The organism is Rheinheimera tilapiae, assembly GCF_042432165.1.
Lineage (GTDB): Bacteria > Pseudomonadota > Gammaproteobacteria > Enterobacterales > Alteromonadaceae > Pararheinheimera > Pararheinheimera tilapiae.
The window spans coordinates 465,051-480,270 of the sequence record NZ_JBHLXP010000001.1 but is presented as its reverse complement, the minus strand read 5'-3'; the positions used below and the strand labels follow the sequence as shown (position 1 = coordinate 480,270).

Sequence of the window (15,220 nt, the reverse complement as noted above, 5' to 3'; positions counted from 1 at the left end):
GAAGGACTCACATGGACAATCTGCATTCCCCTGATAAAGACAGTAAAAATATTGCGGCCATCACCCATATCGCGGCAATTTTCTTTGCCTTTCTAGCGCCATTGGCGGTGTATCTGCTGAAAAGTGACGATGTGTTTGTCAAAGAGACCGCCAAAGAGTGCCTTAATTTCGCCATTACGGTATTGCTGGTTTATATCGTGCTGGGGATCAGCATTATTGGCATCAGTCTGATGCCGTTGCTGTGGTTGGTCACCGTGGTGCTGTATGTACTGGCGGCGAAAGGCGCGACTGAAGGCCAGATCTTCCGTTTTCCGCTGACCTGGCGCTTGTTGCAGTAACAGGTCAGGGTTTCGCATCGAACCAAAACACCGCCTGGTGGCATTCAGCCGTCATGGCGGCCACAATGTTCAGAAGATCCGGCTCAGGAATACCACCGGTAAACACACACAACAAAGCTCTGGCAGCAGGCGGATTTTTCATCAACCAGTGCCTGCTGCAGCAGGAAAATATTCGCCTACCGCAGCAAAGCTCTTCTTAGGATTCGGTTAATAGCGGTAACCCAGGCTCAGGCGGAAAGTGTCTGCCTGCAGCTGGTCTTTCTTAAACAGATGAACAATTTCTGCCCGGCCAAACCACTGCGCAGTGAAATTCTGCTCCAGGCCCAGACCCAACACCCCGTGAACCAGATCATCATCTATGTCTTTATAACCAACTGTGGTCACGACAGTAGCATTTGGCAGAGTTTTCTTACTGACCACGTATGGATAATAACCCTCATGATCCACACTGCTGGCGCCAGCGCGGTAAAACAGCACAGCATCATCACTGATCCGGGTTTTGCCCAACACTGATAGCGTCAGCGCATCACTGTCCAGTCGGCTCTGTCCGAGTTCAACTTGCTTCTTTTCCGCAAATAACTGTTCAGCACTGAGCTCAACGGACCACTGCTGGTTGATCACATAACCAGCGCCTAGCTGATAACCGGCGCCGCTCACATCAACAGGTTCACCACTGCGGCTGTATTGCGCGCCGGCGACCGCATAAAAATCGCTGGTCGCATGCGCTTGCGACGCCAGTACTGCAACCCCAATCAACAACATTTTAGAGCACACACGTAACATCTTAAGTTCCTTTTTTAGACACTAAAGTCTTGTTTAAGTTACATTAAGTAAATGTTAACTGCAAGCTGACCTGGCGCGATAACGGAACCACTGCACTGGCTCCAGTCGCCGTTTTTCCTGATGGAACGCCGTTTATCACTATTTTTCCCTGCAACTGAGCCACTCAGGCAGAATGCATTCATCAACTGCGTAATAACCATACGCAGTCGCCGCCCCCTAACCATCCGGAGAGACTAATGAACGAACTGATGCAAACTTTTAGCAATGCCAGCCCGATGTTCTGGGCTACTCTGATCCCACTGGTACTGTTTATCTGGTTTTTACCGGTGATCCTGGCAGTCTTTTTTAACCGGCCACATCTGAAATATATCGCCATCGCGGCAGTACCGGCCGGCGTGTCGTTTATCGCCTGGGGCGCACTGATTATCTGGGCCTGTAGCGGTAAAGTCAGTGGCCGTTTTAACCAGTGGTTCGAGAAACAACAAGGGCGCAATTAAGCGCCCTTTTTACTGATAACCAAGCCTCAACTGACTTTAAACTTACCCACCAGACCAAACAGCATCTGTGACAAGGTGCTGATTTCATTCGATAACTGATCGTTACGTTTCGCCACTTCACCGGCCGCCAGCGCCTGATCATTGAGCGCATACAGGTTTTTACTGATCTCATCCGACACTGTGGTCTGCTCTTCAGTGGCAGCCGCAGTGCGAACTGCCATGTCATTTACCTGCAGACTGGACTGCATAATGTCCTGAAATACCTGTTCAGCGCGGGCGAAGTTGTTCACCGTCAAATCGGCATTATCTTTACCACTCCCGATGGCCTGCCGCGACTCCGTGACCCGCAAATGCAACTGCTCAATCATCTGCTGAATATGATTGGTGCTTTGTTGGGTACGTGACGCCAACGTTCTGACTTCATCCGCCACCACCGCAAAACCACGGCCATGTTCACCGGCGCGTGCCGCTTCGATCGCTGCATTCAGCGCCAACAAGTTGGTCTGATCGGCAATGCTGCGGATCACTTCGAGCACAGAAGAAATAGTCGAAGAGCTTTGTTCCAGCTCTTCGGCCGCCCCCAGCGCCTGATGCACATCACGGGTTAAGTTCTGCATGCTGCTGTTCACTACTTTCACCACTTCGAGGCCCTGACCAGCACTACGTTTGGCCTGCTCTGACACTTGCGCCGTTTCCGTGGCTACCTGCGCCATTTCTTTATTCGCCATCGCCATTTCATGCACAGCACTGACAATCGAATCCGACGCGGTATTGAGAGACTGGGTGATCGCACTGGTCCTGTCAGCCGACTCTGACAAATGTCCGGTTAACTGGCTAAGCTGATTGGCCTGGCGCAAAATGGCCGCGATCATTTCACATTGCTTACCGATGAAGTTATTGAATTCATGCGCTAAATCAGCCACTTCATCTTTGGTATCGATCTGCAGCCGCGCAGTTAAATCACCATCACCATTGGCAATATCGCTTAAGCGGGCGGATAAAGTGCGGATTTGTTCGGCCAGTTTTTTCGGCCCCTGATAGCTAAACCAGGCGGCAATCACAAGCAGTAACAACGACAGGCTGTATACCCAAATTTTTGTTATCGAGATACTGGCATTGAGCTCTTTTTGCTCTTGTTCAGACCGCGCCAATGCAGCTTCTCCAGCCTTATCCAGCACATCGCGTAGTGCAGAGAACTCCGTTTGCTCCTGCTCTGCCAATGCGGCCTTTTGCCCAGCATCCTGATTATCCAGCAAGGTCACCGCACTTTGCTGCCAACGCTGAAACTGAGTTTCGAAGCCGGAAAATTGGCCGGTAATATCAGGATAAGCTTTTAATGTACTCAGATACTGATCAAAACGTTCTTTCACCTGCGCCGCATTGTCGGCAAAATCTTTGCGCTCCGCGGCGGCATCACCCACCCCACTAAGCAAATGAGTGGTTGCGAGTTTAGCCTGATAAATATCGCGGTCCGCGTTTAACACTAACGAGATTGCCTGCAAAAACTTCTCGGCCTGCACTTCCAGCGCTTTATGCTGCATCGCAATTAAACTGCTGAACATTAACATCACAGCGAGCAGGCTGACGCCTAACATCACCACCGGAATACTACTTTTGACTCGGATACTCTGCCAGTTCATCGTGTCTTACCTCAGTCCTGAGAATGGTCGGTAAACACCCAATCAGGTGTTTTACTAATGGGGGTACATTGCAGTATGGTCGGCTCTTTCACTTTCTGCCAAATCTGCTCCTAAATCAGTCAGATGCGATATGATACTGAACTGTGCTGATAGCATGATGCCGACGAGGATAATCCCAGTGAGAACAGCAGCAAATTCCGCGACCCTCGGCGACCTGAATGTCCGACTACTTCTGGGCGCCGTGCGCCGGCGTGGTCAGGTCTCAAGGCCTGAACTGGCGACGGAGCTGGCCTTGTCGTTACAAGCAGTGACGCGGATTGTCGCCGGCCTTTGTCGCGATGGATTGCTGCAGAGCTGTGGTAAAAAAACTCTGGGTGTGGGCCAGCCGACCCAGTTTTATCAGCTTGTGCCAGACGCGGTGTTCAGTATTGGGATCCAATTACAACGCACGCGACTGCAGCTGGTGCTCGTCGATTTCTGCGGCAATATTCTGCGCCGCCAGCGCTGCCCCTTAAGCGACTGGCTGCCGCAGCAAGTTCAGCCCGCCTTATTACAGCAAACCCGGCAGTTATTGACGCAGCTGTCCGCACTGCAGCTGGAGCGACTCTGTGGTATTGGCCTTGCCATGCCCTGGTTTGCCGGCAATAGTCAGTTTGCTGCCCGCTTATATCCGCAACTGACGGCGCAGCAACTACAGGCTTTGCAACAGGCCTGGCAAGGCGTTGATCTCGCAACCGCGTTACAGACTGAACTCGAGGTACCGGTTTATCTGGAAAATGATGGCTCTGCCGCTGCTGCAGCCGAGTTGTGGCTTGGCAAACCGACGGCAACGGATTTTTTGTATCTGTATCTCGACCAGCTGGTCGCAGGAGGGTTAGTGCTCAACGGTCAGCTGTGGCGTGGCCGCCACGGTAACGCCGCTCATCTGGCGGTGTTACCGGTGACACAAGGCCAGTTGTTGCTACAACAGCCAGATGCCGACGCGATTAGCACAGGGCTGCAAGCGGCTATGGCGCTGTTGGATATTCCGCTGGTCATTATCGACAGCAGCACAGCACGCGATCTTGCGCCGCTGCTGGCCGGCATACAACAGCGACTACAAACCTGGCCCACATTTGGTCTGCTGGCTCCAACACTGCAACAGGGCAGCCTCGGCGCTAACGCAATGCTGCTTGGCGCCGCGATGTTACCCTTGTATCAGACCTATGCAGCAGACCGGACTGTGCTGTAAGCACCTGACCTTACAGCTCTGTCGCCGGTACGCTGGCACGACTGGCCTTGCGCCTGAACCGGCTTAACATCAGATACACCGCCGGCGTGCTATACAGCGTGAACAGTTGGCTGAGCAATAAACCACCGACAATGCTGGTGCCGAGTGGTTGTCGAAGCTCCGAGCCTTCGCCCATACCAAGCAGTAGCGGCACCGCACCCAGCATCGCGGCGCAGTTGGTCATCAGAATAGGCCGTAGCCGTTGCTGACCGGCCAGAACAATGGCTTCAAGTGGTGACAGGCCCTGCTGGCGTTCAGCGGCTAAGGCAAAATCGACCAGCAAAATAGCGTTTTTCATCACAATACCAATCAGCAGGAACAAACCGAGCTGCGCGATCAGATTCAGCGGTGTATCAGTCAGATACAACGCCAGCAATGCACCAAGCGCTGTACAGGGTAAGGTCGACAGGATCACCAGCGGCTGCAGCGTGCTTTCATACAAAATACCAAGCAGCAGATACACCGCCAGCACCACACCGATAAACAACCACAGCTGGTCGCCTTGACTGAACACCGCGTTGCGTTGATCTTCACCATTAAGCGCATAAATTGCCGTCGGCACCATCAGTTCAGCCAGCATCCGGTCCAGTGCAGCATCCGCTTGTTGTGCGCTGACACCTTCGGCCAGGGCATAGCCGATCCCTTGTGCGGCGAATTGGTTGTCGCGACGAATGCGGTCATTCGACAGGCCGTACTGATAACTGGTAAAAGCGCTGAGTGGCACCCGCTCACCGCGGCTATTGATTAACTGCAGCTGTTTCAGCACTTCCGGCTGGGCGGTGTAGCCTGGCAACAACTCCATCACGACCCGGTACTGGTTCATTTCGTCATACAGCGTCGCAACCTGACGTTGTGAAAATGAGTTGTTCAGCAGCGTGGCGACCGCACGCATATCAACACCGAGTCGCTGCGCCGCTTCACGGTCAACCGACAACACAATTTGTTGGGTGTCCTCGCCGCCCGGCGTATTCACGTCGACCAGCTCCGGTAATTCCTGCATCGCCTTGGCGATTTTCTTCGACCAGCTCTTCAGCAGTTTCAGATCGCCCGACATCAGTAGCAGTTCATAGTCGGAACTGGCAAAAGGTGACGCCAGCCGGATGTCCTGATCGACACTTAAAAACATCATGCCACCCGGGATCACCGGTGCGCCGGCGCGGATGCGGTTGACGACTTCCTGCGCCGACACTCCGCGTTCGTCCAATGGTTTTAACCGGATGCGCAGGAATGAGTTACTGGTGCCCATCGCGCCGCCACTGGCACCAGTGACATCGGCAATCGCCGGATCTTTCAGCAGATATTGACGGTAAGCTTCGATTTTTGGCTGCATCAGCTGATAAGAAAAGCCATCATCGCCACGGACAAAACCATTCAGCTGGCCAGTGTCCTGCTCCGGCAACATGCCACCAGGCAGCGTGCGGAACAACCAGACTGAGGCAGCAAATAACAACACCAACAGCGCCAGCACCCAATGCCGCTTAACCAGCACCCAGCGTAAACTGCGCTGATAACGTTGCTGAAAGCGACGGAAAAAACCGTCCGCCTGCTGATGCGGCGTTTCCTTTACCATTAGCCGTGCCGACAGGCCTGGCGTCAGCGTTAACGATACCAGCAACGAGATCAGCATGGCGCCAACCAGCGTGATCGAGAACTCGCGAAACAGCCGCTCGACCAAACCGCCCATAAACAGAATCGATAAAAACACCACCACCAGTGCCAGGTTCATCGCCACCAGCGTGACCCCCACTTCACTGGCGCCGCGCCGCGCCGCACTTAACGGCGACAGGCCCTGCTCCAGATGGCGTTTGATGTTCTCTACCACGACGATGGCGTCGTCGACCACCAGACCGGCAGCGACAATCAGCGCCATCACCGACAAATTATTCAGTGAAAAACCAAACACATACATGACACAAAACGCGCCAATCAACGACACCGGGATCGCCAGCGTCGGGATCAGTGCCACCCGGACACTGCGTAAAAACAGCAACACGACTGCCACCACCAAGCCAATCGATAACAGCAAGCTGAACTGCGCTTCATCTAAGGTCGCGCGGATCACCGGGCTGCGATCCATCACCACTGCAAGCTTGGCACCTTCGGGGATTAACGCTTCAAGCACCGGCATCTGCTGATATATCGCATCGATGGTGGCAACAATATTGGCGCCACTGCGCCGGCTGATCTGCAAAATCACCGCCGGTTTATCATTGTGAAAGCCGGCGCTGTAGCGGTTTTCAGTCGAATCGCTGACTACAGCCACATCTTTTAACCGGATCGCTGCCTGATTGACGTATTTAACTACCAGATCGCCATAATCATCGGCGTTTCTCAGCGTTTGACTGAGGTTGATTTGCCAGCGTAAATCGCCTTGTTCCAGCGTGCCAATTGGCAGATTGGAATTAACCGCGCCGATGGCGCTGCGTACTTCATCCAGTGCCACGCCGTATTGGCTCAGCAGCGCCGGATTCAGTTGGACCCGCACCGCCGGTAACGAAGAACCGGCCACTTCGACTTCACCAACGCCCTGAATTTGCGCGATTTTCTGCGCCAGAATCGTCGCAGCAGTGTCGTATAACGCTGATGCTGGCAGACTGTCGCTCGACAGCGCCAACGCCATCACCGGCATCTGTGACGGGTTCATTTTGCGATAGGTTGGATTGCCCGGCATACCGGCCGGCAACTGGCCCCGCACTGTGTTAATCGCCGCCTGAACTTCGCGCGCGGCTTCGTCAACATTGCGGTCTAAATCAAACTCGAGCCGGACCTGCGTCGAGCCCTGATTACTGGAAGAACTTAACCGGCGCAGGCCCGCGATAGTACCAAGCTGGCGCTCCAGCGGCGTAGCGACAGTCGCCGCCATCGCTTCGGGACTGGCACCCGGTAAACTGGCCGTGACTACCACCATCGGAAAATCCACCGCCGGCAGCGGCGACACCGGCAGCGCGCGGTAACTCAGTAAGCCAAGCAATACGATGGCAAGCGCCAATAAACTGCTGGCAATGGGCCGCTGAATCAGCGCCAGACTCAATTTCATAACGCCTCCGCCGGCGCCATAGCTTTGCGGCTCAGATGGCGGTCAAACCATAAATACACCACCGGCGTAGTAAACAGTGTCAGCACCTGACTGACCAACAGCCCACCGACCATCACGAGGCCAAGCGGCTGACGCAGTTCAGCGCCGGAACCATCGGCTAACAGCAAGGGCACGGCGCCAAATAACGCGGCCAGCGTGGTCATCAGAATAGGCCGGAAGCGTAACAAGGCCGCTTCATAAATGGCCTGTTGCGGCGTTAAGCCGCGACTACGCTGCGCTTCGAGCGCAAAGTCGACCATCATGATGCCGTTTTTCTTCACCAGACCAATCAGCAACACAATGCCGATGACCGCAATCAAATCCAGCGGCCGGTCGGTGATCAGTAATGCCGCCAACGCGCCGACGGTCGCCGAAGGTAAAGTCGACAAAATGGTCACCGGATGAATGAGGCTCTCGTACAACACGCCCAGCACAATGTACATCGTCACGACCGCAGCCAAGATTAGCCACAAGGTGTTACTCAAGCTCGCCCGGAAAGCCTCGGCCGCACCCTGGAATGTCAGTTCCATCGACGCCGGCAGCTGTAAATCCTGCTGCACTTGTTCAATCGCAGCGACGGCATCACCGAGCGAATAGCCTTCAGCCAAGTTAAACGACAGCGTCACCGCCGGGAACTGGCCCTGATGGTTAATCAATAAACGCGCCGGTTTCTGCGTCACTGTGGCGACCGATGATAGCGGCACCGGACTGCCGGAGGCGGTGTTGATAAAGAGTTTATCGAGCGCATCCAAGCCCTGTGCCTGCTCCGGATCCACTTCCAAAATCACGCGGTACTGATTGGCCTGGGTAAACAAGGTCGTGATTTGACGCTGGGCAAAAGCGCTTTGCAGCGCAGTGCCAATTTGACTGACACTGATGCCGAGCCGCGCCGCCGCGGTGCGGTCGATATCGACATAAGCCTGCAAGCCGTTTTCCGCCAAATCGTCCGCCACGTCGGCCAGTTCAGGCCGGGTTTGCAGCGCAGCCATCACTTCCGGTAACCACTCAGCCAGCACGGCGCTGTCCGGCGAGGTCAGCGTAAACTGATATTGGGTACGGCTGATTTTGTCTTCAATACTGAGTTCCTGCACACTCTGGAACCAGGCTTTGATGCCAGGCACCTGCTCTGCTTTATCACGCAGCCGGTCGATCACCGCCAGTGCATGGTCGTCCCGCTCGGCATGCGGTTTCAGATTCAGCTGGATCCGACCGGCATTCAGGCTGACATTGCTGCCATCAACGCCGATAAAACTACTGAGACTCGCCACGGCCGGGTCGTCCTGCAATACCGCCGCTAGTTGCTGCTGGCGCTCCGTCATCGCGGCAAACGAAATATCCTGTGGCGCTTCGGTGACAATCTGAATAACGCCACTATCCTGCACCGGGAAAAAGCCTTTCGGCACAGCCAGATACAACACCGCAGTCAGCGCGACGCTGGCCGCCATCGCCGCCATGCCAAGGCGCTGATGTGCCAGTACCCACTGCAGCATCTCGCCATAACGGCGGATCACACGGGCCATAAAGCCGGTGCCATCGTCATGTGGAGGCAAGGTTTTGAGCAAGTGCGCACACAGCATTGGCGTCAGCGTCAGCGATACCAGCAAGGAGATTAAAATCGCCACCGCCAGCGTCACAGCAAATTCAAAGAATAACCGGCCGACCACATCAGCCATAAACAGCAACGGGATCAGCACGGCGATCAATGAGAAGGTTAATGAAATCAGCGTAAAACCAATTTCTTTCGCGCCCTTTTTTGCCGCTTCCAGCGCCGACTCGCCTTGTTCACGGTGCCGCGCGATATTTTCCAGCATGACAATCGCATCATCGACGACAAAACCGGTGGCGATCACCAGCGCCATCAACGTCAGGTTATTAATCGAAAATTCCAGCAGATACATCACGGCAAAAGTACCGATGATCGACAGAGGTACTGCCAGCGACGGAATAATAGTGGCAGGCACAGTGCGCAAAAATACAAAGGTCACGGCAATAACCAGCGCCACAGCAAATAGCAGCTCTTTTTGCACGTCGCGCACCGAGGCGCGGATACTTTCAGTGCGGTCACTGAGGATTGACACATCCAGCTCTGCCGGCAAAGTCGCGGTCAGCTGCGGCAATAACTCACGCACCCGATCGGTCACTTCAATCACATTGGCGCCGGGCTGGCGCTGAATATTAATCAGCACTGCTGCGCTTTGATTAGCCCATGCCGCCAGAAAACGGTCTTCGGCGCCCTGCTCGATTTTCGCCACATCACCAAGCCGCACTGGCGCATCGCCTTTAAACGCGACGATCAGCGCTTCATATTCAGCGGTCGAGCTGAGCTGGTCATTGACTTCGAGCATCGTAGAGCGGAACGGACCGTCAAAATTGCCTTTCGGCTGATTGGTATTGGCGGCAACAATCGCCGTGCGCAGTGCATCCATCGTCAGGCCAAGACCTGCCAGCGCGGACGGATTAGCTTTGACCCGAATAGCCGGCCGTTGCCCGCCCGCCAGGCTCACCATACCGACACCATTAACCTGTGCCAGCTTCTGCGCCATCCGGGTATCGACTAAGTCGTACACCTGCGGCAGCGCCATCGCTTTGGCACTGACGGCCAGCGTCAGGATCGGTGCGTCGGCCGGGTTGACCTTGCGGTAGACCGGCGGAATTGGCATGTCGTTTGGTAACAAGGATGACGCGGTATTAATCGCCGCCTGCACTTCCTGCTCAGCGACGCCCATATCCACCACTAAGGCGAATTGCAACGTCAGCACCGAAGCGCCGCCACTGCTGGACGACGACATTTGTTTCAGGCCGGGAATTTGGCCCAGCCGGCGTTCCAGCGGTGCAGTCACGGTGCGCGCCATCACATCGGGACTCGCGCCCGGATAAAAGCTAAACACCTGAATGATCGGATAATCCACCTGCGGCAGCGCCGCCACTGGCAGTTGCCGCCAACCAAGCAAACCGGCGATCAGCAGCGCCAGCATCAGTAACGACGTGGCAACGGGACGCAAAATAAAAGGTTTGGACAGTTGCATGGCTTAATCCTGCTTGCTGCTTTGCACCACTGTCACGTCGCGACCTGGTCTCAACCGGTCGAGACCTTCCATCACAATCTGGTCGCCGGCGGTTAAGCCTTTGCGTACTTCAACCTGGCCATTGTCGACCACGCCAAGCTCGAGCATTTTCAGCTGCGCTTTGTTGTTTTCCACCACGTAAATGTAAGTGCCGTCGGCGCCATACTGCACCGCGTCTTGTGGAATGGTGACAGCACCGGCTTGTTCGGCGATATTCAGCCGCACGTTGACAAACTGATTAGGGAACAGACTGTCGTCACTGTTGGCAAACTGCGCTTTGAGCTTCAATGTGCCGGTGGCAGGGTCTATCTGGTTGTCCAGCGTGGTCAGTTCGCCGGTTGCCAGTAACTGTTTGTCACTGCGATCCCAGGCTTCGACGACCAGCTTTTTCTGCTGCTTTTGTTGATCCTGTACAGCAAGACGCAAGCTTTGCAGCTGGCTTTCCGGAATACTGAACACGACAAAAATCGGCGCGCTTTGCGTGATACTGACCAGACCTTCGGCGCTATTGGCCTGCACCAGATTGCCGGCATCGACTTTACGCAAACCGGTTTTGCCGCTGATCGGCGCCAGAATACGGGTATAGGATAATTCCAGCTTGGCAGCGTCGATTTGCGCCTGATTGGACTTCATCGAGCCTTTGAGCTGATTGACCAGCGCCTGTTGCGTGTTGTATTGCTGGCGCGAAATTGAATTCTGGCTTTTCAGTGTTTCGTACAACGCTAAGTCCAGCTCGGCATTTTTCAGCTGCGCGACATTTTGTTGCAGCTGGCCTTCGGCCTGCGCCAGTTTGACCTGATAGGGTGCCGGGTCGATTTCAGCCAGCAACTGACCGGCTTCGACTTTCTGCCCTTCTGTGAAATGCAGCTGCAGTAATGGGCCGCCGACCCGCGGTTGCACCAGCACGGTGTTTAATGCGGTCGCGGTACCAATGGTTTTAAACTGCACTTTTAAATCTGTGGTTTGTGCTTCGATCACCCGGACCGGCACGGCGGCGTTCCATGGATTGCCACCGGCACCACCCGGGCCACCAGCGCGACGCGGTCCGCGGCCTTCACCGCCGCCAGCCGGACGCTGGCCCGCTTGTGGTCCACCCGCTTGTGGCCCACCCGCTTTAGGTCCGGCAGCAGCAGCCGCGCCTTGCCCAGATGCAACCGGATCTTCGGCCTGTTGTTGCCAGAAATATCCGCCAATCCCTGCTGCTGCCAGCAATACTGCGCCTGAAACCCAAGTCTTTAACTGCATCTTTCCCTATCCAACTCTGTCTGATTGCTGATTGCGCTCAGAGCACAAAACCAGCCTGCAATGCCTGCTGTCGCTCCGATGCATTTAATTTGATTGCGCCTTGTTGGTGCGCCCGCGCCAGAAACAGACAATTACTGATCTGCGCGCCGATCCCCGAGGTCTGCCAGCAGTGCTGGTTCAACACCGCGGCAACCACCCAATTTTCAAAACCCCACAAGGTCAGTAAAAACGCTGACACTGCGAGATAACTGCCACGCCCGGCCGGATTGACTTCTGTCAGCTCGGCATCGCCAGCTTCACGACCGTTCTGCAGCAATACCAGCTTGCCAAAACCACTGAGCAGTGCCGCGATAAATACCTGATCTTGCAGCACCCGATTAAAACCGGAACTGCGGGCATAACTGCGCGCTTGTCCGGCCTGTGCCAGGATCTGGTCCAGCACCCGCTGATACTCAGCCTGTTGCTCTGCCTGTACGTTGCCGCCTTTCATGGCCAGTAACAGCACCAGACTGCGCAAACTCTGATAACCGAGCCGGCTAATCGCGACTTCCAGGTTCCAGGTTTCGCTGACAAAGCCCATATAAGGCGAGTTAATCAGCTGGAATAGTCTGGATACGACTAATGGGTCAGTACTGACCAAACCAGCCACCGCAGCAGAACTGACGTTCGGCTCAGCCAGCAGTTTGTCGAGGCCGCTCAGCAACGCGGGCAGCTGCGGGAAATCAATAAGGCCACCTACCAGCCGGCGCTCTTGTTCACCTATAGGCAACTCAGATAACCGCGCCGCATTGCTGAACAACAGCTCCAAATGTTCGGTATTTAGTTCACTGCCAACAAAACTATGAAAATGGCTCAGATGGCCCAGCACCACATCATCATGTTCCGGCGTCGTCACAATGACGCGAAGCGCCAACGGCGCCTGAAAACAAACCAGTCGTTTATCTTCCAGACTGGCGGTGGTATTCAGACCATCAAAAATCAATAAATCAATCTGACTGTCGAGACGCGGTGCCTGCAGGTAGCTGCCCACTGTTGGAAAAAAGCGACAGTGCCAGAGTTGAGAATGTTCCGCGCACAGATGCCGGACCAGGCTTTGTAATGTCGGATTGACGCCGATAACAACTACTTGAAACATTTGATGATTCTCTCCGAAGCAGTCACGGCAGCTGTACTTTAACAGTAGCTTTGCCGTGTCCGTAGTGAATTTACATAACCTTTGCATGACGCCAAAACGCGTCTTCATTAGCATAGTCCGGCTGGTTGCAGCCAGCCGTATTGCCGTCAAATCCGATAAGCGGCCTGCGCGGCGGGATCGATGACCAACGACAGGCTATTTATCGAAGTCACGGCAACAGATGCAGCGCCAGTGCAACCAAAGCCGCAGTCAATCCCATCAGCTGTGCCAGTAACTGTTGCCACAACCGGCAGCGTGCCAGCCACCAGACCATGCCAAACGCCGGCAGCGTCAGGATCAACAGCGCCATACGCCACAGCTGACTGTCGACGGGTAATCCGAGCCAAAGTTCAGCACTTTGCCGCTCCAGTCCTTGCCACAACACCAGAGCCAGACCAGACCAGGCGCTCAGCGTCAGGCCGATTAAAGCCCCACTCAGCAGTTCAGGCTTCGGCCAGTGCTGTGCAGTACCGGCTAACCAGCGCCAGCATCCCGCCAGCAACGGCCAGATCAACCCAATCAACGTGGCTGCGACCAGCAGTGCTGCCAACACCAGTAACAGCGTGCTTGGCGCGCCCTGATTGAGCGCAGCATACTCAGCGGCCAACCGCGCATTTGGCTCCAGGTCGGTGATCAAATAAGGCATTACGGCTTGTTTCAGGCACGCCGGCGGGCCAAACCGCTCGGGAGCGCGGATAAAATCGCTGACCATTTTACGCAAACACGGATCCGGCCCCCGCACGCCATGTAAAGCAAACGGCACGGCTACCAGCTGGCTATGTGGGCCAAGCCATTGTGACAACACCAAACTGTCGGGCTGAAACAGATCGAGACCACCGGCCAGGATTAATACCGGTGTACGGACTTTGGCAGTCTCCGGCACCAGCGGAGTTTGCAATGCTGCCGCGACACCAGCAAAAGCAGCGCAAATCCCCTCCGGCAATGCAAATATCTGCTCCAGACTGTCAGCCCGGTTTTGTTGATAAAATCTTTTGCGATCGGCGCATTCCGTTGCCATCGCCGCGGCCAGCTGCAAATCCGATGGCTGCGCCAACAACCTGGCCCAAGGTGACAACAGCGTAGGCTTGCCCCGACTAACCGCTTCGAGCCATAACGGCAACAAGGACAGCGGTTGTTCTGCAGTTGCGGCGGCCATCACAGCTAAGCGCAGTTTGTCCGGCGTCAGCAGCATTTGCGCAGGCGACGCCCCCATTTGCAGTGGGCTTTGGCTAACCCGCGCCAGCGCACGGTTAAACAGCGCTGGCATCTCGCCAAACCTTTGGCTGCAGCCAGGCTGTTGCCGGCACAACTGGTCAAGCTTGCGCAGCCATTGGTCTTGCTGCAGTTTAAACGACGTCAGCAGTTCATCTGGTGGATACACGGAGTCCAGCGTCACCGACACGATGGCCTTTGGCGCGACCGCTAAGTAATGCAGTGCCACGACGGTGCCGTAAGAAACTGAATACAAATGCCATTTTTCAATGTTGAGCTGCTCACGCAACAGTTCCAGATCCTGAACTGTCTGCGCTGTGCCAAAATCGGCGGGACTATACCCCTGCGCCAGCATCTGTTGCTGGCATTGCAGCAGCGCGTCGCGTCGTTGCTGTAGCAAGCTGCTGTCATCCACACTGTGCTGCAACAGCGAGCTTAAGTTCGCTGCCAGTTGCGGGCAGAACAACGGTGTGCTGCGACCAGAGCCACGCATATCAATGGCGATAAGCTCATGCCCCGGTACAAAATCCGCTTCTGACCGGCCGAGGAACTGCGTCATCTCAGCACCTGGGCCACCATGCAGATATAGCACTGGCGCTGCACCGGCTTTGGGTTCAGCCGCTGATTTGCGCACCACGGCCAGCTGAAACACGCTGCCATCGGGACTTTGTACTTTCAGTGTGCCGCACTGTAGCCGCGCCGAGACGGCTGCCGATACCACAGCAATATCACAGGGCTGTGCCGTAAAGGCCGGCGGTGGCTCTTTGACAGGCGGCGGTTCATCCGCCTTCGTCAACGCAACAAACAAGCTCAGCACACCCAAAAACATCAGTCTGATCATGCAGTTTTATCCTTTTATCAGGCTTATAGCGAGCCTAGACCAGCCCAGTGCTCTGTGCCAGTGCGCTGCTCCTCACCGC

11 protein-coding genes are annotated in these 15,220 nt (G+C 55.3%); 3 read left to right on the top strand and 8 right to left on the bottom strand.

What is annotated here, in order from left to right; genetic code table 11:
• The first annotated feature begins 11 nt into the window (after positions 1 to 11).
• Complete coding sequence (locus tag ACFFJP_RS02115) at positions 12 to 338, top strand: DUF4870 domain-containing protein (RefSeq protein ID WP_377239986.1); 327 nt, start codon at positions 12 to 14, stop codon at positions 336 to 338.
• 4 nt (positions 339 to 342) lie between these two features.
• On the opposite strand, the gene ACFFJP_RS02110 is transcribed toward ACFFJP_RS02115, so the two are convergent.
• Together ACFFJP_RS02110 and ACFFJP_RS02105 are read right to left on the bottom strand one after the other, a co-directional pair.
• On the bottom strand, positions 343 to 480 hold the full coding sequence (locus ACFFJP_RS02110; protein ID WP_377239984.1) for a hypothetical protein: 138 nt from the start codon (positions 478 to 480) through the stop codon (positions 343 to 345).
• 65 nt (positions 481 to 545) lie between these two features.
• On the bottom strand, positions 546 to 1,121 hold the full coding sequence (locus ACFFJP_RS02105) for an outer membrane beta-barrel protein (RefSeq protein WP_377239982.1): 576 nt from the start codon (positions 1,119 to 1,121) through the stop codon (positions 546 to 548).
• 236 nt (positions 1,122 to 1,357) lie between these two features.
• Between ACFFJP_RS02105 and ACFFJP_RS02100 the strand changes: the two genes are divergently transcribed.
• Positions 1,358 to 1,618 carry a superinfection immunity protein gene (locus tag ACFFJP_RS02100; RefSeq protein WP_377239980.1) on the top strand — a complete coding sequence of 87 codons (261 nt, stop codon included), beginning with the start codon at positions 1,358 to 1,360 and terminating at the stop codon, positions 1,616 to 1,618.
• Between the two features lie 26 nt (positions 1,619 to 1,644).
• Here ACFFJP_RS02100 and ACFFJP_RS02095 read toward each other — a convergent pair whose 3' ends face one another.
• Complete coding sequence (locus tag ACFFJP_RS02095) at positions 1,645 to 3,258, bottom strand: methyl-accepting chemotaxis protein (RefSeq protein WP_377239978.1); 1,614 nt, start codon at positions 3,256 to 3,258, stop codon at positions 1,645 to 1,647.
• Positions 3,259 to 3,436: 178 nt separating this feature from the next.
• Between ACFFJP_RS02095 and ACFFJP_RS02090 the strand changes: the two genes are divergently transcribed.
• Positions 3,437 to 4,489 (top strand): ROK family transcriptional regulator, encoded by a 1,053-nt coding sequence (locus tag ACFFJP_RS02090; RefSeq protein WP_377239976.1) that lies wholly within the window; start codon positions 3,437 to 3,439, stop codon positions 4,487 to 4,489.
• Between the two features lie 10 nt (positions 4,490 to 4,499).
• On the opposite strand, the gene ACFFJP_RS02085 is transcribed toward ACFFJP_RS02090, so the two are convergent.
• The 5 genes from ACFFJP_RS02085 to ACFFJP_RS02065 all read right to left on the bottom strand — a co-directional run bounded on the left by ACFFJP_RS02085 (position 4,500) and on the right by ACFFJP_RS02065 (position 15,141).
• Positions 4,500 to 7,565 (bottom strand): efflux RND transporter permease subunit, encoded by a 3,066-nt coding sequence (locus ACFFJP_RS02085; RefSeq protein ID WP_377239973.1) that lies wholly within the window; start codon positions 7,563 to 7,565, stop codon positions 4,500 to 4,502.
• Entirely contained in the window at positions 7,562 to 10,630 is a 3,069-nt protein-coding gene (locus ACFFJP_RS02080) for a multidrug efflux RND transporter permease subunit (protein ID WP_377239971.1), read from the bottom strand. Before ACFFJP_RS02080 ends, ACFFJP_RS02085 begins: the two co-directional genes overlap by 4 nt.
• Before the next feature lie 3 nt (positions 10,631 to 10,633).
• A complete protein-coding gene (locus ACFFJP_RS02075) occupies positions 10,634 to 11,914 on the bottom strand; it encodes an efflux RND transporter periplasmic adaptor subunit (RefSeq protein WP_377239969.1) in 1,281 nt (426 codons plus the stop codon).
• A 37-nt stretch (positions 11,915 to 11,951) separates the two neighbouring features.
• The gene (locus ACFFJP_RS02070) at positions 11,952 to 13,049 is read right to left on the bottom strand and encodes an HDOD domain-containing protein (RefSeq protein WP_377239967.1); all 1,098 of its coding nucleotides are present in this window, start codon (positions 13,047 to 13,049) and stop codon (positions 11,952 to 11,954) included.
• A 208-nt stretch (positions 13,050 to 13,257) separates the two neighbouring features.
• The gene (locus ACFFJP_RS02065) at positions 13,258 to 15,141 is read right to left on the bottom strand and encodes an alpha/beta fold hydrolase (RefSeq protein ID WP_377239964.1); all 1,884 of its coding nucleotides are present in this window, start codon (positions 15,139 to 15,141) and stop codon (positions 13,258 to 13,260) included.
• Positions 15,142 to 15,220: the final 79 nt, after the last annotated feature.